General features: G+C 55.1%; 10 protein-coding genes. All 10 read right to left on the minus strand.

The features are described 5' to 3' along the window. Positions 1–15: 15 nt before the first annotated feature. A complete protein-coding gene (locus tag ACM1ZW_RS24310) occupies positions 16–1119 on the minus strand; it encodes an ABC transporter ATP-binding protein (protein ID WP_017338726.1) in 1104 nt (367 codons plus the stop codon). A gap of 132 nt (positions 1120–1251) precedes the next feature. Further along, positions 1252–2082, minus strand: a complete 831-nt coding sequence (locus ACM1ZW_RS24315; protein WP_007936731.1) for a carbohydrate ABC transporter permease — start codon at positions 2080–2082, stop codon at positions 1252–1254. Between the two features lie 10 nt (positions 2083–2092). Continuing rightward, positions 2093–3019, minus strand: coding sequence for a carbohydrate ABC transporter permease (locus ACM1ZW_RS24320; RefSeq protein WP_017338727.1), 927 nt, complete (start codon positions 3017–3019; stop codon positions 2093–2095). Positions 3020–3162: 143 nt separating this feature from the next. Then, on the minus strand, positions 3163–4473 hold the full coding sequence (locus ACM1ZW_RS24325; protein ID WP_416739526.1) for an ABC transporter substrate-binding protein: 1311 nt from the start codon (positions 4471–4473) through the stop codon (positions 3163–3165). A 252-nt stretch (positions 4474–4725) separates the two neighbouring features. Then, on the minus strand, positions 4726–5631 hold the full coding sequence (locus tag ACM1ZW_RS24330) for an AraC family transcriptional regulator (protein WP_017338729.1): 906 nt from the start codon (positions 5629–5631) through the stop codon (positions 4726–4728). A gap of 83 nt (positions 5632–5714) precedes the next feature. Further along, positions 5715–6602 (minus strand): phospholipase, encoded by an 888-nt coding sequence (locus ACM1ZW_RS24335; protein ID WP_416739527.1) that lies wholly within the window; start codon positions 6600–6602, stop codon positions 5715–5717. Between the two features lie 110 nt (positions 6603–6712). After that, on the minus strand, positions 6713–7615 hold the full coding sequence (locus tag ACM1ZW_RS24340) for a phospholipase (protein WP_416739528.1): 903 nt from the start codon (positions 7613–7615) through the stop codon (positions 6713–6715). Between the two features lie 50 nt (positions 7616–7665). After that, positions 7666–8967, minus strand: a complete 1302-nt coding sequence (locus tag ACM1ZW_RS24345) for a glycosyltransferase (protein ID WP_416739529.1) — start codon at positions 8965–8967, stop codon at positions 7666–7668. Between the two features lie 167 nt (positions 8968–9134). Beyond that, positions 9135–16313: a hypothetical protein gene (locus tag ACM1ZW_RS24350; protein WP_416739530.1), complete on the minus strand. Its 7179-nt coding sequence runs from the start codon at positions 16311–16313 to the stop codon at positions 9135–9137. A 185-nt stretch (positions 16314–16498) separates the two neighbouring features. Beyond that, positions 16499–16861 (minus strand): response regulator, encoded by a 363-nt coding sequence (locus tag ACM1ZW_RS24355; RefSeq protein WP_414883796.1) that lies wholly within the window; start codon positions 16859–16861, stop codon positions 16499–16501. Positions 16862–17116: the final 255 nt, after the last annotated feature.

Below are 17116 nucleotides of genomic sequence, written 5' to 3' on the forward strand. Positions count from 1 at the left end.
ACAGGCTCTCTGAAGTCAGGCCGCAGCGCGCAACGGACGGGTCAACGCCACGCCGTCGGCATCGAATAAATGGCAGTGCTCGGCGTCCAGGTGCAGGCTCAGGGTTTCGCCGTAGCGGCTGGCGAGGTCGCCGCGAACGCGCATGGTCAGCGCTTCACCGGACGCGGTCAGCACGTGGCAGAAGGTGTCGCTGCCCAGGCGCTCGCTGACGTCGGCGGTGACTTGCAAGGTACAGTCGCCGGTTTGCGCCAGTTCCAGATGTTCCGGGCGAATGCCCAGGGTCACCGCGCCGCCGACGCTCAGGTTGGCGCCGCTCAATGGCAAGGTGATGCGGGTGCCGGCATCGAGCGCCACTTCGCAGCTTTGGCTGTCGACACGGGTGACTTTGCCCTTGAGGAAGCCCATTTTCGGCGTGCCGAGAAAGCCTGCGACGAACAGGTTGGCCGGCTGGTGATACAGGTCCAGTGGCGAACCGACCTGTTCGATCTTGCCGCCATTCAACACCACCACTTTGTCGGCCATGGTCATGGCTTCCACCTGGTCGTGGGTCACGTAGATCATCGTGGCTTGCAGCTCCTTGTGCAGGCGCAGCAGTTCCAGACGCATCTGCACGCGCAGGGCAGCATCCAGGTTGGACAGCGGTTCGTCGAACAGGAAGATTTTCGGGTTGCGCACGATGGCGCGGCCGATGGCCACGCGTTGACGCTGGCCGCCCGACAGCTGTTTCGGTTTGCGCTCCAGCATCGGCCCGAGCTCGAGGATACGCGCCGCTTCGCCGACTTTTTTCTCGACTTCGGCTTTGGGTACGCCCGCCAGATCGAGGGCGAACGACATGTTTTTGCGCACGCTCATGTGCGGGTACAGGGCGTAGGTCTGGAACACCATCGCCAGGTCTCGCTTGGCCGGGCTGACTTCGGTGATGTCGCGGCCATCGAGTTCGATGGTGCCGCCGCTGACTTCTTCCAGGCCGGCGATCAACCGAAGCAGCGTGGATTTACCGCAGCCTGACGGGCCGACGAAGACCACGAATTCCTTGTCGTTCACTTCCAGGTCGATGCCTTTGATGATGGAAAAGCCTTCGAAGCCTTTTTGCAGATTCTTGATTTTCAGGTTGGCCATGGTGGTGGGCCTCCGCTTGTTATTTTTAAGATCAAAAGATCGCAGCCTGAGGCAGCTCCTACAGGAGATTTATGCCGATACGACGTCCCGCGCAGGAGCTGCCGAAGGCTGCGATCTTTTGCTTTTCAATGTTCATTTCACTGCACCAAACGACAGGCCGCGGACCAGTTGTTTCTGGCTGATCCAGCCGAAGATCAGGATCGGCGCGCAGGCCAGCGTGGACACCGCCGACAACTTGGCCCAGAACAGGCCTTCGGGACTTGAGTACGAAGCGATCAGCGCGGTCAGTGGCGCGGCTTTCGACGAGGTCAGGTTCAACGACCAGAACGCCTCGTTCCAGCACAGGATCAACGACAGCAGCACTGTGGAAGCCAGACCGCCCTTGGCGATCGGCAACAGCACCCGGACCATTTCCTGCCACAGCGTGGCGCCGTCGAGGCGTGCGGCTTCGAGGATGTCTTTGGGGATGTCCTTGAAGTAGGTGTAAATCATCCAGACCACGATCGGCAGGTTGATCAGCGTGTAGATCACGATCAGCGCGATCCGCGTGTCGAGCAGGCCAAAGCTCTTGGCCAGCAAGTAGATCGGCATCAGCACGCCCACCGGCGGCAGCATCTTGGTGGAGAGCATCCACAGCAGTGTGCCTTTGGTGCGCTGGGTTTCGTAGAACGCCATCGAGTAGGCTGCAGGCACCGCGATCAGCAGGCACAGGGCCGTGGCGCTGAAGGAGATCACCACCGAGTTCCAGGCAAAACTGAAGTAATCGCTGCGCTCGTTGATGTGCAGGTAGTTCTCCAGCGTCGGCGTGAAGATGAACTGCGGCGGCGTGGCGAACGCGTCGATCTCGGTTTTGAAGCTGGTCAGCACCATCCAGAAAATCGGGAAGAAGATCAGGATCGCGATGGCCCAGGCCAGGGTGCCAAGCAGCAGGCTTTGCAGGCGACGGGATTGTTGAAGGGTCATGGCGCAGGCCTCAGGCTTTGTCTGTCAGGTTTTTGCCGATCATCCGCACCAGCACGATGGCCGCGATGTTGGCGATCACCACCGCAATCAAACCGCCGGCGGACGCCATGCCGACGTCGAACTGCACCAGCGCCTGGTTGTAGATCAGGTAGGCGAGGTTGGTCGAGGCATAGCCGGGGCCTCCGTTGGTGGTGGTGAAGATTTCGGCGAACACCGAGAGCAGGAAGATGGTTTCGATCATCACCACCACGGCGATGGGACGCGCCAGGTGTGGCAGGGTCAGGTGCCAGAAGATCGCGATGGGCCCGGCGCCATCGAGGCGCGCGGCTTCTTTCTGTTCCTGGTCGAGAGACTGCATGGCGGTCATCAGAATCAGGATCGCGAAGGGCAGCCATTGCCACGAGACAATGATGATGATCGACAGCAGCGGGTAATGCGCCAGCCAGTCCACCGGTTGTGCACCGAAGAGTTTCCAGACATAGGCGAGAATCCCCGACACCGGGTGGAAAATCAGGTTTTTCCAGATCAGCGCACCGACGGTGGGCATGATGAAGAACGGCGAGATCAACATCACCCGCACGATGCCGCGACCGAGAAACTCACTGGCCTCCAGCAACGCGCTGATCAATACCCCGAACACCACGCTGATCAACAGCACGCTACCTACCAGCAACAAGGTGTTGGTGGCACCGGGCATGAAACCGGAGTCCGTCAGGAAGTAGGTGAAGTTCTCAAGTCCCACGAACTCGTTTTCACCAGGATTGAGCAGGTTGTAGCGGATCATCGAAAAATACAGCGTCATGCCGAGCGGCACGATCATCCACAGCAGCAACAACGCCACCGAGGGGCTGACCAGAAACCAGCCGGGATTGGCCAACCGGCTTTTACGCACCGGCTGGGGAATGTCCATGTGAGCTTTGGCAGTTGAAGTATTCATGGCGTTAAAACCGATTGGGAACAGACGATGAAGATCAACTGTGGGAGCGAGCCTGCTCGCGATAGCGATTTATCAGCCAACACTGATGTTGAATGTCATGGCCTCATCGCGAGCAGGCTCGCTCCCACATTGAAATGGTGGGGTTACTTGGGATAACCCGCGCGCTTCATCTCACGTTCGGTGGTTTGCTGGGCGGCGGTCAGGGCCTGATCGACCGTGGTCTGGCCGATCAGCGCCGCCGAGAACGACTTGCCAACCTGGGTGCCAATGCCCTGGAACTCAGGAATGGTCACCAGTTGAATGCCGATGTACGGCACGGGCTTGAGCGTCGGTTTGCTCGGGTCCGCCGCTTTCAGCGATTCCAGGGTTACCTTGGCGAACGGTGCGGCGCTCATGTAGGCGTCGCTGTAGGTCGAGGCCCGAGTGCCTGGTGGCACGTTGGCGATGCCGTCCTTTGCTGCAACCAGTGCGCCGTATTCCTTGGAAGTCGCCCAGGCGCTGAAGGTTTTTGCCGCGTCCTTGGCCTTGGAGCTGGTCGGAATTGCCAGCGCCCAGGAATAGAGCCAGGCCGAGCCTTTATCGGTGGTCTGGTGCGGCGCGTAGGTGAATCCCACGTGCTCGCTGACTTTGCTCTGGGTCTTGTCGGTGACGAACGAGCCGGCCACGCTGGCATCGACCCAGATCGCGCACTTGCCACTGTTGAACAGCGCCAGGTTTTCGTTGAAGCCGTTGCTCGACGCGCCCGGCGGACCGGAACTCTTCATGGTGTCGACGTAGAAGTTCAGCGCGTTTTTCCACTCGGGGCCGGTGAATTCAGGCTGCCATTTCTCATCGAACCAGCGTGCGCCATAGGCGTTGGCGATAGTGGTGATCAGCGCCATGTTCTCGCCCCAGCCGGCCTTGCCGCGCAGGCAGATGCCGTACTGCTCTCTGTCTTTATGGGTGAGTTTGCCGGCGAATTCGCCGATCTGTTCCCAGGTCGGGCGCTCGGGCATGGTCAGCCCGGCCTCCTTGAACAGGTCGGTGCGGTAATAAGTGATGGAGCTTTCGGCGTAGAACGGCAGGGCATACAGCGAACCCTTGACCGACAAACCTTCACGTACCGACGGGAAAACGTCGTCGAGATCGTAAGTGGCGGGCAAATCCTTCATCGGTTCCAGCCAACCCTTGGCGCCCCAGAGTGCCGCTTCGTACATGCCGATGGTCAGCACATCGAACTGCCCGCCCTGAGTGGCGATGTCGGTAGTCAGGCGTTGGCGCAGGACGTTTTCTTCGAGCACCACCCAATTGAGCTTGATGTCCGGGTGCTCGGCTTCGAAGGTCTTCGAGAGCTTTTGCATGCGGATCATGTCGCTGTTGTTGACGGTGGCGATGGTCAGGGTTTGCGCGCCGAGGCTGACGCTGCTGAGGGTCATGCAGGTGAGGGCTAGCAGAGCTTTTACCGAAGGTTGCATCGTGCACTCCTTTTCTGCACCCGGTGGGGACAGAAGGACAGTTATTGTTTTTGTGTCTTCCGAGGCAGGAAGAATGTGCGCTGATTACAGCCTTCAATTGAGGATGAGACAAATCATTCATCGCACTTGAATCGATACTTTTTTGCACTGGCGTTTGCAGAAGCAAACGAAGGGAAGGGCTTTTCAGCGCTCTGGCGCTATCGAATACGTACAGGTTCTGGCTTCAACGCCGCACCCACAGGGTTGCATGTGCTAGCCCAGATTCTGCTCGGTCAACCGCTGCACCGCCAACCGCCGATAGTGCGAGGGCGTCATGCCTTTCAATTGCTGAAAGCGTCGGTTGAAATTGGAAATGTTGTTGAAGCCCGACTCGAAACACACATCGGTCACCGGTTTATCGCCATCGGCCAGCAGCTCGCAGGACTTGCTGATGCGCAGGCGGTTGACGAACTCGATGAAGCAGCGCCCGGTGGCCTGTTTGAACACACGGCTGAAGTACGTCGGCTTCATGCCCAGGTGCTCGGCGACTTCCTCCAGCGGCAGTTCACGGGCGTAGTGGGCAAAGATGTAATCCACCGCCCGGTTAGTGCGATCGATGTTGTGTTCGTCCGCCAGTTGCGGGGTTGTCGCACCGGACAGCAGTTGGTAATCGTCGGAAGCGGCGAGCAACTCCAGCAAAATGAAAAAGTGCCCGAGCCGAGTGACGCCCTGGGTGTCGGCAATGCGCTGCATCAAGGTCATGGCCTGGCGGATGGTGCGTTTGCAGCGAAACTCGATGCCGTATTGGGCACGCTCCAGCAAGGGCGCAAGCGACTTGAGCTCGGTAAACACCTGATGGCCACTCTCGAACAACTCGTCGGTGAAATTGACCAGCATGTCGCGCTTGGGCACCACTTCGTCCTCGGCCACCTGGCTGATCCAGTTGTGGGGCAGGTTGGGGCCAGTGAGAAAGAGTGTTTCCGGGTAGAAATTGCCAATGTAGTCGCCAATGAACACCTTGCCGGAACTGGCGACGATCAGGTGCAGTTCGTATTCCTTGTGAAAATGCCAGCGCACCAAGGGGCAGGGGAAGCCGTGCTGGCGATAGATGATCGACAACCCGTTGTGGTCGTCCATCAGTTCGTAGGAAGGATCGGTGACTCTGGCAGTCCGGGTCATATCAGGGCGCTTTTTTTGTTATTGCGCCCTGATCATGCCTCTTTAGGGGCCGACATTACCAGCTTGCGGCATGTTGACCCGTGTCATGCCCCCACGGGCTCATGCAAGGCGCTGCCATAAACCGCCTTCATGCTGGTGGCGCTCCAGCAATAACGCACGATATCTGACTCGTCGAAAAAGTCGGTGCTGATGAGGCTGCAACGCGTCACCCAGTCCCGGGTCGGGTTGAACCAGTTATTGATGTGGTTCTTGATGTCCTGAGGCCCGCCCAGAAAACCGTAACTGGTGGCCGACAACGACCAAAGAAAGGTCTCGAAAGGCGCGTCTTGCAGGGTGCTGGAAATGTGGCGTTGCAGTTCCGTTGTGTCAGTGAAGCGATCGCCGCTCCATTTGTGCGGAATGCGCGGCCAGAAGTAATCATCGTCCAGCCCCGTCACTACGTGCGCTGCCAGTACCAGTCTGCGGCGGGTACTGATGCGTTTGAGTTCTCCCACCGTTTTCCTGGCGTCGGAGGGCGGTATGACTCGCTGATGGAGCCGATTCACCAACAGATCATTCAGTTTCCTATGGTCAAAGCGCTTTGTGCCGTCGCCCATTTGGTGAAAGTCGAAGACGATGAACTCATCCGGATTTTGATCAAGGAACGTCAATGTCGCGTCGATCAGCTCATCGAGAACGCGATGGGACTGATAGCCATTGTGATGAAAGTAGAAGATCGATTGATCGTGCCCTTCGGTGTAACCGAGACGGATATCAAATGCCCGTGCCCCGTTGGCCAGCTGCCATGCAAATGAATCGTTTTGACAGGTGGTCCAGTTGCCAATCAGAACATCATAGTTGGGGGCTTTTTTGTCCATGCCGCTGTTATGAGTACAGGGCCAGATTAAGTCGGTCAACTTCAGACGGTCAATGTCGAGAACGTTGCTCATCCATTTCTTTTTGTCGAGAATGCCTTGTAAAACTTGGGTCATTGTCTTTCCTGATAGTAACTTCAGCCCGTCCGTGGGATGAAGTGGATATATGTAATTTCAAGCATAGAAGTGCGCTCCGACATTGCCAGTGACGGAAACATTTGCACAAGTTAATGGCTGTAGGCGTTTGCCTTGATCAGGTTGGCCGTCCGGCAATGGCCTACCAGATTCGACGTTTCAAAAAAATCCGCATTGATAATACTGCTCTTCAGAACCCAATCCCTCGCCGCAGGGTCGAACCATTGATCAAGCTGCTCGCGGATGTTCACCGGACCGCCCGCTGCATGGTAACTGGTCGCGGAGAGTGACCACGGCAGATTGCCGGATGGCGGGTATTTCATCACCCGAGTGATATGCGCGTTGAGCTCACTGATGCTGGTCGTCCCGATCCCGCTCCATTCGTGCTGGATGGACCGACTGAACAAGGTTGCATCGAATGCCGGGTGATATTCGGCCGCAACCAGCACACGCTGGGTGTGACTGGCCCGTTTCAATTGACCGAGGGTCAGGCTCGCATTTCTGTAAGGAATTATCCGATCACCCAGATGTGTCATCAGCAGGCGGTTGAACTCCTGATAGCCAAGGCGCTGGTCGCCTGTATTCAGCTGATGAAAATCGAGAACGATGAATTCTTCGGGATTTTCCTGCAGAAACCGGATCACGCTCGTGATCAGGTTTTCCAGAGAGCGGGAAGAGCGAAAACCGTTGTGCTGAAACCAGAATGTTCCGACACCATTGCTGCCGATTTCATACTCAAGCCGCAAGTCGAGCGCACGTGCGCCGTGGGTCAATTGATAATAAAACGAATGGGTCTGACAAGCGGCCCAGTGACTGATGCCCGGCGCCGCATAGGAAGCCTTTTTATCCACGCCGGCATTATGGGCGCCGGGCAAAACCAGTTCCGCAAGCGAAAGTGCATCAATAACGGGAAGTTGGGTCATCCAGTTGTGGGCTGTGAAATATTGAGTGTCATAGGGAAAGGCGGGCAGAAGTCGATTCATATCGTTATTCATAGTGCGTCCTTGCACAGTGGGTTAATCGTCAGATGAGACGATTCTAACGATCAAGTGTCTTCTTTAGTTCGATTTTTCGCTTCAATCCATTGCGCCATGTATTGAGTGCTTTTGTGTTGATGGTGACGCAACATGCTGCCGGTAAAGTTGTCCCGTCTAAGTTGCGCCAAATGCTGTTGGCAATACTCGAGTCGTGCAATCAACGCCGGACCGTGAGTGTGTACCTGGTAACGGTCGGCGAGCAGTTCCAGGCCAACAGTCTGGGCGTTCGACCATTGCGCCTGGTCTTTATAGAGTTGCACCGCACAATCCGCGAACTCGCGCGCCGTACGGGTCACCGCGCCCGGCCAAGGGCCGTTGCCATGCATGGCTTCGGCGCCGATCGGTGTGGTGACATTTGGCGTACCGCAGATCATTGCATCGACGATCTTGCCTTTGATACCCGCACCGAAACGCAAAGGTGCCAGGCATACCCGCGCCGCCGACATCACTTGCAACGCATCTTCCGCCCAGTTCATGACATGGAAACCCTGGGCCGCATTATGCAGGGCCGTCGCTTTGGGCGGCGTATAGGCCCCGTAGATGTGCAATTGCGCAGTGGGCAACTGCTCGCGAATCAGCGGCCAGATCGTGGTTTTCAGCCAGAGCACCGCATCCCAGTTGGGCGCATGGCGAAAGTTGCCGATATGGATAAAGTGCCCGCGATCTTCGAACGGTGCGGGCGGGCTGTCGGGTACATCGACCATCAGCGGGCACCAGTGCAACAGGTTGCGTGGCACGTTGAACTGCTCGACCAACAGCTCGATTTCCACTTCGGAAATCATCAGGTTCAGGTCGCAGCGATACAGCGCCGCAATCTCCCGTTTGGCCAGGTCGGTATCGGCCATCAGCTCGAATTCTTCACGCAAGGCCGGCGCGAACAGTTCACTGAAGTCAGTGTCATTGTCACTGGCTTTCAACCGGTCCTTGAGTCGTTGATGCCGCGCATGGCGCAGGCTCTGCAAATCCTGCGTGCCGAGCACACGCAAGGCATCAGGGCAGTGCTTCTCGACACGCCAGCCGAACTGTTCTTCCATCATGAATTGTTCGAACAGCACGATATTCGGTGCCAGTTCGCGGACAAATGTGTCGAAACTGCTGTTGTTCAGTTCGATAGGCACTTCACGAATGCCCAGCGCCGTCAGATCCTCCTGATGCTCGCCAGCACCGGCCGGGCTGCTGAATGTCACGTCCCAGCCTTGTTGCAGGAAAACTCCGAGCAGTTGCATCACATACCCGCCGGCGGCTGAAGAGCGAGGCTCGGGCCAGACGTAGCCGATAACCAGGACTTTGGTGGCGCGGGGGGGAGTCATGAGGGGTGTTCCTTGAGGCAGGTAGAGAGCAAGGTGTACGAGGGGCAGTAATTAAACCATAGGCCATGTGGTTTCGGTGTTTGAAGCGTACTGAATGGGTGGACGCTCCCGAGCAGGAGCGTCGTGCTGGACAATATTGGCAGGATGTTAATTAGCCGTCTTTACGATTACGCGGTTTTCAGCCCGTTGATGGCAGCAGTCCATAGTGGACCCGTTGGGTCCGCCCATCCTGTGTTGGGGGGCGTCACACTGTTGTCGGTAGTGATGATCATCTTACCTTCGTTTGCCCAGGTCGCCATTTGGGCTTTGAGTTGCGTTGTGTAATCACGTGCACGACAACTGATTCCTGCCCATGAATCGGTGATATACGCGTTGTCGAACTCAGGCTCGGTAAAGTGGCGCGTTACAGGAGTAGGCCCCGACGGTCCGCCTACCATTGTGAAGGCATGGCCGTTCATGTGCCAAACTCTGGCGGCCCCGCCATTCCTCTGAATGATCTCCATGGACACTTTGGCCATATGGTCACAGTTTCCGGCACCGGTTTTGAGTAACACCTCAACAGTATCGGGTTTACCCCACCTGGAGTACTCCCATAAAACGACCGGCTGGGTGAGCTCCACCCGCTGTACATCAATGGGATCGCCGGAGTTGCGCTGATTAAACGGTCCAAGCCCGGTCGCCTCAACTTGTTTGAGCACCTGCTCTTTTGCGAAATCCGCGTATAAACGGTTTTTACTGGCTTGCGCTAACATGTTAAAGGCAGGAGGCTTGAGCATCGTTTCGATTTTTATCGCTGGAATGACAATCTCGACATTGAAGTTTCCGATATTATTTTTCAAGGCCGTCACGACAAGGTCACGCTTTTGTTCATCTGTTAATCGTAACATTTTTCTTTTGAAATCTGCCAGATCTGCAGGGCTTAGTCTGTTGGTTGCCTCCAGGTCGCGATACAATGAATCTATAGTTGGCAATAGGATGAAATCGTTTTTAGGCAGGAGTTGGCCATTAGGCAGGAGCTTGGCTGCGGCCTCAATAAAAGGGTCCTTGAGTTGGTGATAGTCCGTAATAAGGGCCTTTCCAAGGCCCGTATCTGAGTGGCTGATACGTGTAAATACGACGTTGTTGGTTGTCCTTCCGTCATATTTGCAAAAGTAAAATAGCCCAGTGTCTACTTCTGCCACTAAGTAGGTGTTCTGGCCACGTACAAAAAACGCTCTTACTTCACGAGCATCAGAAAGTCCATGAATAATATCGTTAATTTTGACGACGCGGGTCGCAGCGTTAACGTCGTTATCGATATATGTGCCTGCAAATCCGAAGTGGTCATTTTTAATGATGCTGCCTGTAGTGGTCGCTTTGAATTGTAGAGGCACTGTCAATTCTTCTGGTCTGCAGTCCGTGTAATCGTAATTACACTTGTATATACGTCGCTCATGAACTACCCGGGGATCGACGCCTTGTTCTGCCGGTCGCGGATACAGACGCTTATGTTCAAGCGCTTGTGCTCTTTTTCCCGCGACGGAGCGGACGCTGGAAATCATTTTTGAGAAACAGTTACTTGTTGCTCGCTTGGATCTACCCCCACTGCAAATCGCCTCGAATCCCTCAAGGTCCTTGAAATAAGCCGGTGATGCTATGTCGTTCAGGGCTTCGGGATGTTTCGGGTCAAACCGATAAACCTTATCGCCCACCACAACATCAACCCCCGTTGTACGCTGTATGACGTGCGATTCGGTGTCGAAAAGTCTTGAAGGTGTGAGAGGGTTTGTCCCGTCGCTGAATGTTGTACGTTGCAACGGGATGGAGCTGTCGGGCATGAAGTTTTCCAGCGGTGGACCGTAGGGCCGGCTGCGGGTCGTATCAAACGCGTACCATTTGCCGTCTTTAAATAGCGCCGTGATGGGGGCGGCCTGACTTCCGGATGCTGCGGCTTTGAAGGTTCCGCTGGTAATGTCCGCGCGTTTTGACAGGTCAGCCGAGTTTATGGCCTTTGAAATGCCGAAGAGTTTTCTGCTCTGACCTATTCCTATTCTGGCTGCGCGATAAGCGTCCACACCCAATTGACACACCGAGTTTATTGCGGTTCTTGCGAGTTTCCCTAGACCATCGAACGGATTCGCCGAGGAGACCAGGGTGCTGCTGGCAATCCAGGTGGTCTTCAGGGCTTTAGGAATGAAATTTGCGCCGGACTTTACAACTTTAGCGATTTTTCCAGTGGCGCCAACGCCTGGAATAACGAAGCCTAATACGTCTAGCTCGCAGTCCAGCACTGCGCCTCTAACGTTACCTTGCATTGCATTCTCGATGCATGATTTGAACGGTACCAAGCCTAAAAGGAACTCGTTGATCACGCGGTCCGTTTCAGCAATTTGCTCTGTGTCGGTGATGCCTCTGGCAAGTGAATACAGCTCTTCGCGCCCGGGCATGAAGTGTTCTTCAACCAATGTAGAAGCCATAAAGCGCACGTTAGTGTCAGAAGCATGCATGTTCGCTACGGTAGTCACGTCAAAGCTGCCCGGTTTGAACCACACGCGCTTTTCCTTGGGAATGAGTTCCTCTATTATGACGGCTGAGCTGACCCCACTCTGTGGGGGGGTGCCGTCTTTATAAGCGCTCCAGTCGAAATTTTGCGATGTTGCAACTTGCGCTTTTACAATTCTGGGGTTATTGGTGGCGTGTACGTTCTGTATCTTTCCATCCAGAGGCAAGTTATTAGGAAGGTCTGTTCGTTTACGGATCTGCCCCGCGGAGGGGAAAATTTCGTAGTAACAGATTTTTTGTCCGAGTTTGGCCTGAACCAATATTCCCTTGTGGGCTACCAGGGGTTTTATTATCTCTTCTGTTTGTTGGTTTAAAGGTACCGTCGCTGCGCTCCTCAACGTAAAGTAACGCTGTTTACCATATTGTAGGATCTTCCGATCTTCCGACGGCAAATTGGAAAATAACTCCATAATTGCCGTTTTTGAGCCAGTGCGAGCATTGGTAAAGTAGTCAGTAAATTGTTTTTCAAATATTGGCCCAACCGGCTTCAGCAGGCTCAGCCTGGATCGGAATTGAGCGAACGGTAAATCGTCACTGGTGGAGTAATACTCAAAGGACGTCAGTTTTTCATTGATGTAAAGGTCCAGCATTGAATAATAAATTTCTGTTTCGGATCCCGGCCGATCGGCTTTTAAAAGCACTTTTTCTTCGAATGGATAGTCCTTGCCGAAAACCCGAATCAGTTCTGCCCGTGCGATCTCTGTTCTTGAGGGCATGGACGCTGTCAGGTATTCCTGAGCCTTGGCGAGTTGGTCTGTATTTGTCTGAAATTTTTCACGAGCAATTTCAAGTTGCTCTTTTGAATAGATATCAGTCGGGCTTTGCTGGATAACTCCTTGGGATATTGCCCAATCAATAAGCGGATCCACAGACAACATTTGCGCTGCGATTTCCTCACCTACGTTAATCGGCTCGGTTGCGCCATACGCCATGACTTGTGCAAAGGTCATTTCGGGCACAGTGCCGGGGCTGATCTGTTCAATTCTGGCTGCCGCCATCCGCAGCGTTGCCCAGGTGTGGGACCCGCAGACCAGGTTGTCAGGCATGCTCCTGACAAGAAATTCTGGTGCGTTGGCCAATAACAAGTGGTGCGCGGCGACGGGGGCCATTCTCGAGGTGACTTTGCCGCTGGCTGCAAGATGATTTGCAAGGCGGGTGACAACTGTCGACGGCTTTGTGCCCCAGTTGGCTTCCTGAGTCAGGTTGTATCCACCCACATGGTTACGCGGCTCGCCTGGCGTGGCATCCAGTTCAAGTAACAACGCTGTCAACACCCATTCTTTTTCGCTGGAGGGTGTCGTAATTGCCCCAAGTTTCGCCCCCAGCGCACGGCCCCACCTATCGGCGCTCTCGCTGTTCAGTAGCTGGTTCAATACGTGTGCAGGGTCGTTGACTGGCAGGCCTAGCCATAGATGGTCATACAAGCTGCCGACCAAGCCTGGCTTGAGCTGACTGGCCGTTTCGCTGATGAGTTGTCGTTGTGCAGGCGATGGAGGGACAGGGTTGTTCAGCGCGCCGCGGAAGTTACCATTCTCTGGGCCGGCAGGGAGGTTGAAGGTCACCACTTCAATCAGGTTGCGGACCTCCGCCACGGTTGTAGGCAGTTTCCATGGTATGTCGCTGATGAACCGGCGCACGCTGATCGCGCGTCGGGCTTCTGCCGGGTATTCATTGGCGAATGATGAATCTGGATGCACGGGCATGGAACAATCGTTGAGGTCAAGGATTGTCCAATCAGTTTTGTCTTTAATAAGGGCAGCCAAGCTCCCCACCAGATAACTATGGGTGTACAGATCACCCAATTGTTGCTTCATGCGTTTAGATGATACTTCCGATCTGGGGTCGTCAGCGTTTACGGGCGAAAACGCCTGGGCGGCATTCAGTTCACTGATGCGCAGTCGTGCGTCAGTGACGGTCGGAGGCTGAGTTTCGCCATGAAAATCTCTGATAAGCGACAAGGGTGCTTGTGAAGATAATGGACTAAACATCCGTTCATTTTTTGGGTTAACGACTTTGATCGCCCTGAGTATTGGCCCGGCAACATCAGCCCATCCGGAGTGGTCAGTCAGCGAACACCCGTAAGCCGTGCCTTTTGCGACACCGGTCAGGGTACCGTCCATGGGGTTTACTCTGACTGTACTAACGTCCAGACCGACCTGAGTGACCCACTCTAAAAAAAACGGGTTCTGGAAAGCCCCGACAACATTCGACCAACACCGACCAAAGCTTGAATGACTCGGCACCGAAACGTGTGGGGCGTGAGTCGGCTCCTCAACAGAACGCAGCAACGCCTCGGTGTAGCGGGGAATCAGCTCCCTGTCGCCCGCGGCCCGCGAAGAGTCCATCCAGGTCACATTGCGTTTTCTGCGCAGCAAACCGATCACTTGCGTTGCAGCGTCAATCGGCGAATCCGCCGGACTGTTATCGACGGCTTCGTACGCATCGATATCCGGGTTTTTTGGTTCTTCCATCTTTTGAAGGTATTCAGTCAGACGCGCGACTTGAGTCGAATCGTTTTCTTCGAGGTCAAGAGTCGGTTCAACGTCATCGCCTTGAAGGTTGGCTGACACGAGCACCGCTTCTGTGTCGCGCTTGACTCTTTTAGAGCCCGACGGGGAATCTGCCTGAACAGGCGCCTCGTGATCATGGGTGGCTATCTGCGCGTCATGAATCAACTCGAAATAGGTTTTCTCGGGCGCCTGCGAGCTTGGCTGTTGCAACAACAGCGCAACCTGATTGATCAGTTGATCGTCATTGAGCAGGTTCTGCTCCGGGGATTCGTACATCAGCTCGAGGATGGCGTCTGACAGGGAGGGCTGCCCGTTGGCGACGGGTGCTTCCAGAATCCTTTCTACTTCATCCTCCAGCAACTCCTGATGCAAGGCTGGACTTTCAATATCGAGGGTGATTTCGCCAGGAGAATGGTCGGGGAACAGCTGACAGTACTGGTTATAAACAGCCGAGGCGGCCATAAAGGCGGCAGTGACGCTTGTCCCCGGGTTATCCCTGGCAAGTTGAGTGGCTGCCGCTCCAGCCCCGAGGGCATGAGTGGCAAATTGAGTTGCTGCAGCACCAGCCAATGGCGCATTACTGGTAATGAACTCAGAGACTCTTGAGAGTGCTTCGTAGAGGTATGGGCCGAGTTTTTCCCACAAGGAGGGGACAGACTCAACGGTTCGTCCATAGACGGCTTGTTGTCCCAAACTGGACAGCATCGCGCTCTGTTCTTCGGATAAGGTAATGACCGAATCTGCGGCCGCGGCTGACGGAAACACGAGGGGGTCTTTGATTGTCGCCAAGAGATCGCGAACCGTTTGAGTCAACTGCTCCAGCGTGCCCATCTCTGGCGCTGCGGAGGGTGACGCCGGGGATACATCAGGCGTGGGCGATGACGCAGAATCCGTCTCGACAGGGTTGCGGTCGTCTGAGCGGGAGGCGGTTTGGAGGTTCGAGGATGCGAAAAAGTCATTCACCTCAGCTGCGGCTTTTTCTGAGGTGGCAGGCAAGGGGGGGATGGATACAGGCTGAACGTCTGTCGGGATGATATCGCTGGGGGCGGTCGGCATTACCGGATCCGCGACCCGATTGAGCGCATAAGACAAACCTGCTCGAAGGGCTGTGTCTCCCCCAAGTCCATTAACTGCATTTAATGTATACACGAGTGCTTGCGCGAGACTTCCGTCATGGCTCAGCGGTGTGGTGCCTACGTCGTGATGAAAACGAGACTTCTTTTCGACTTCCTGCATGTCCAAGAGTAGCCGGGATTGCCGTGGCGCTACTTCGGAGCCTGGCTCAGACTCAACACCAAAGAGCATGTCACGAGCGGCCAGTAATCCGGAATTTGCGATGTTTACACCGAGTTTTCCGAGCTCGACAGTATTCTCAAGCCAACTCCGCTGAGGCTGGTTGTCGATAATTTCAATCGCCATTAACCGCTTGTGCAGCTTGTGTACTACGCCCGGAAAGCTTTCCGACCAAACATGGCGCATGCCCGGGGTGGGTTCCTCTATTTCTTTGACAAACTCGGAAACGAATTTAGCCATCAACATTTTGACTTGCTGTGTCGAGGGGCGAGCCTCATTGAATTCCTCGAATGCCTCGCTCAGGACCTTCAACTTCCCCTCATGAAGGGACGAGACCGCTTCTTTCGTGAACGTTCGCAATGCCTTCCAAGTGTCATTGTCGAGCAATTCGCCGTCGGCGATTTTCTGATTTCGCTGCGACCGGGTTAATTCCAGTTGCGTCTGGATAAATCCATGAACACTTTTGCCTTTGGTGTCATGGGGGAAATTGAAGTTTTCTCCGAGCGAACCGGCCCATTTTTCAGGGGGCAGGCAGCAGATGGTTTCTGCGAAGTCTTCTCGAGAGAGCCCGGCCGCCGGGATGATCCAATCCATGACGGCCGGTACGAGCAGTGGCACCAGCGATTTACCCGTGTCAGTTTGCAGAATGCCGGATCGGAGTATTTGTATAAATTCTTTCTCAGAGACAGGTTGGTTTCGCAATTGACTCTGGATCGATGACCATTTCCTTTCAAGAGAAGACTGGTCAAATATTGAGCATTGTTTCAAACCCTCTGCGGTGCTGTTGGTGCCTGAGTACACCGGAGGTGGGATCGGAGCGTCCGGATCAATGGGGGGAGTACTCCCTGACCTGACTTGATCAAACGGTACTTCGAATGCTTTTACTGTCGGGCTGGACCGCGTTTTCGCTTCGGAGAATCTGTTGCGGGGCAGGGGAGGTGCTGTTTCAAACGGGGTCGCAGAAGTGGAGCGAGCTGTAGCGGTAGCATTGGCCGTGTGCATGAGGACTCTATCTATACGCGGAATGAGAAAAACCTGGACTGCCCTCGGTAACAGGCAGTCAAGGCATCGGGCCGCGAAAGATAGGCGATCTGTCTATTTGAAAAATGATGAGACTATTTGTGAATCATCGGGTTTTATCCATACGTGTTCTTCGCAATGAACACCGCAACGCATGGCTCAGCTCTTCATTTGCCGAGAATGCCTTTGACCTTGTCCCGCAACTGGTCAATGGAAAACGGCTTGCCGATCACATGCATCCCTTGAGGTACTTCTATGCTTTCGGCATAACCGCTGGCGAACAGGATCGGCAACTCGGGGCGAACCATGCGTGCCTGTTTGGCCAGTTCGCGACCATCCATCACCGGCAACCCGACGTCGGTCATCATCAGGTCGATGCGCTGATCTTCATCGTTGAGAAACTCCAGCGCCTGTTCGCACCCGTCAGCCTCGAGCACCTTGAATTCCAGTTCATCGAGGACATCGACTATCAGCATGCGCACGATGGCGTCGTCTTCGACGACCAGGATGATGGATTTATCGGCGGACATAAGGGGGCTCTCAACAGTTGAATTCGCGGTGGCCGGTCGATCAAAAACACCGGGCTCTAGCATGAGTAAGTGACGGAACCCGACAAGTTCCCGGCCACGCCATAAAAAGAATAGCCGCATACGGGCCGGCAAGGATAACCGCTCCCATGTGCTGGAGCAGCTGAATGTAGGATTTTGCGCGAAAACACGTCAGAAAAATGGATCAAACCGGCGGATTTGGGGCAAACTCCTTGGTTTTCAACAGTTCGACAAGGC

The organism is Pseudomonas sp. NFX71 (genome assembly GCF_048079215.1).
GTDB lineage: Bacteria > Pseudomonadota > Gammaproteobacteria > Pseudomonadales > Pseudomonadaceae > Aquipseudomonas > Aquipseudomonas fluorescens_B.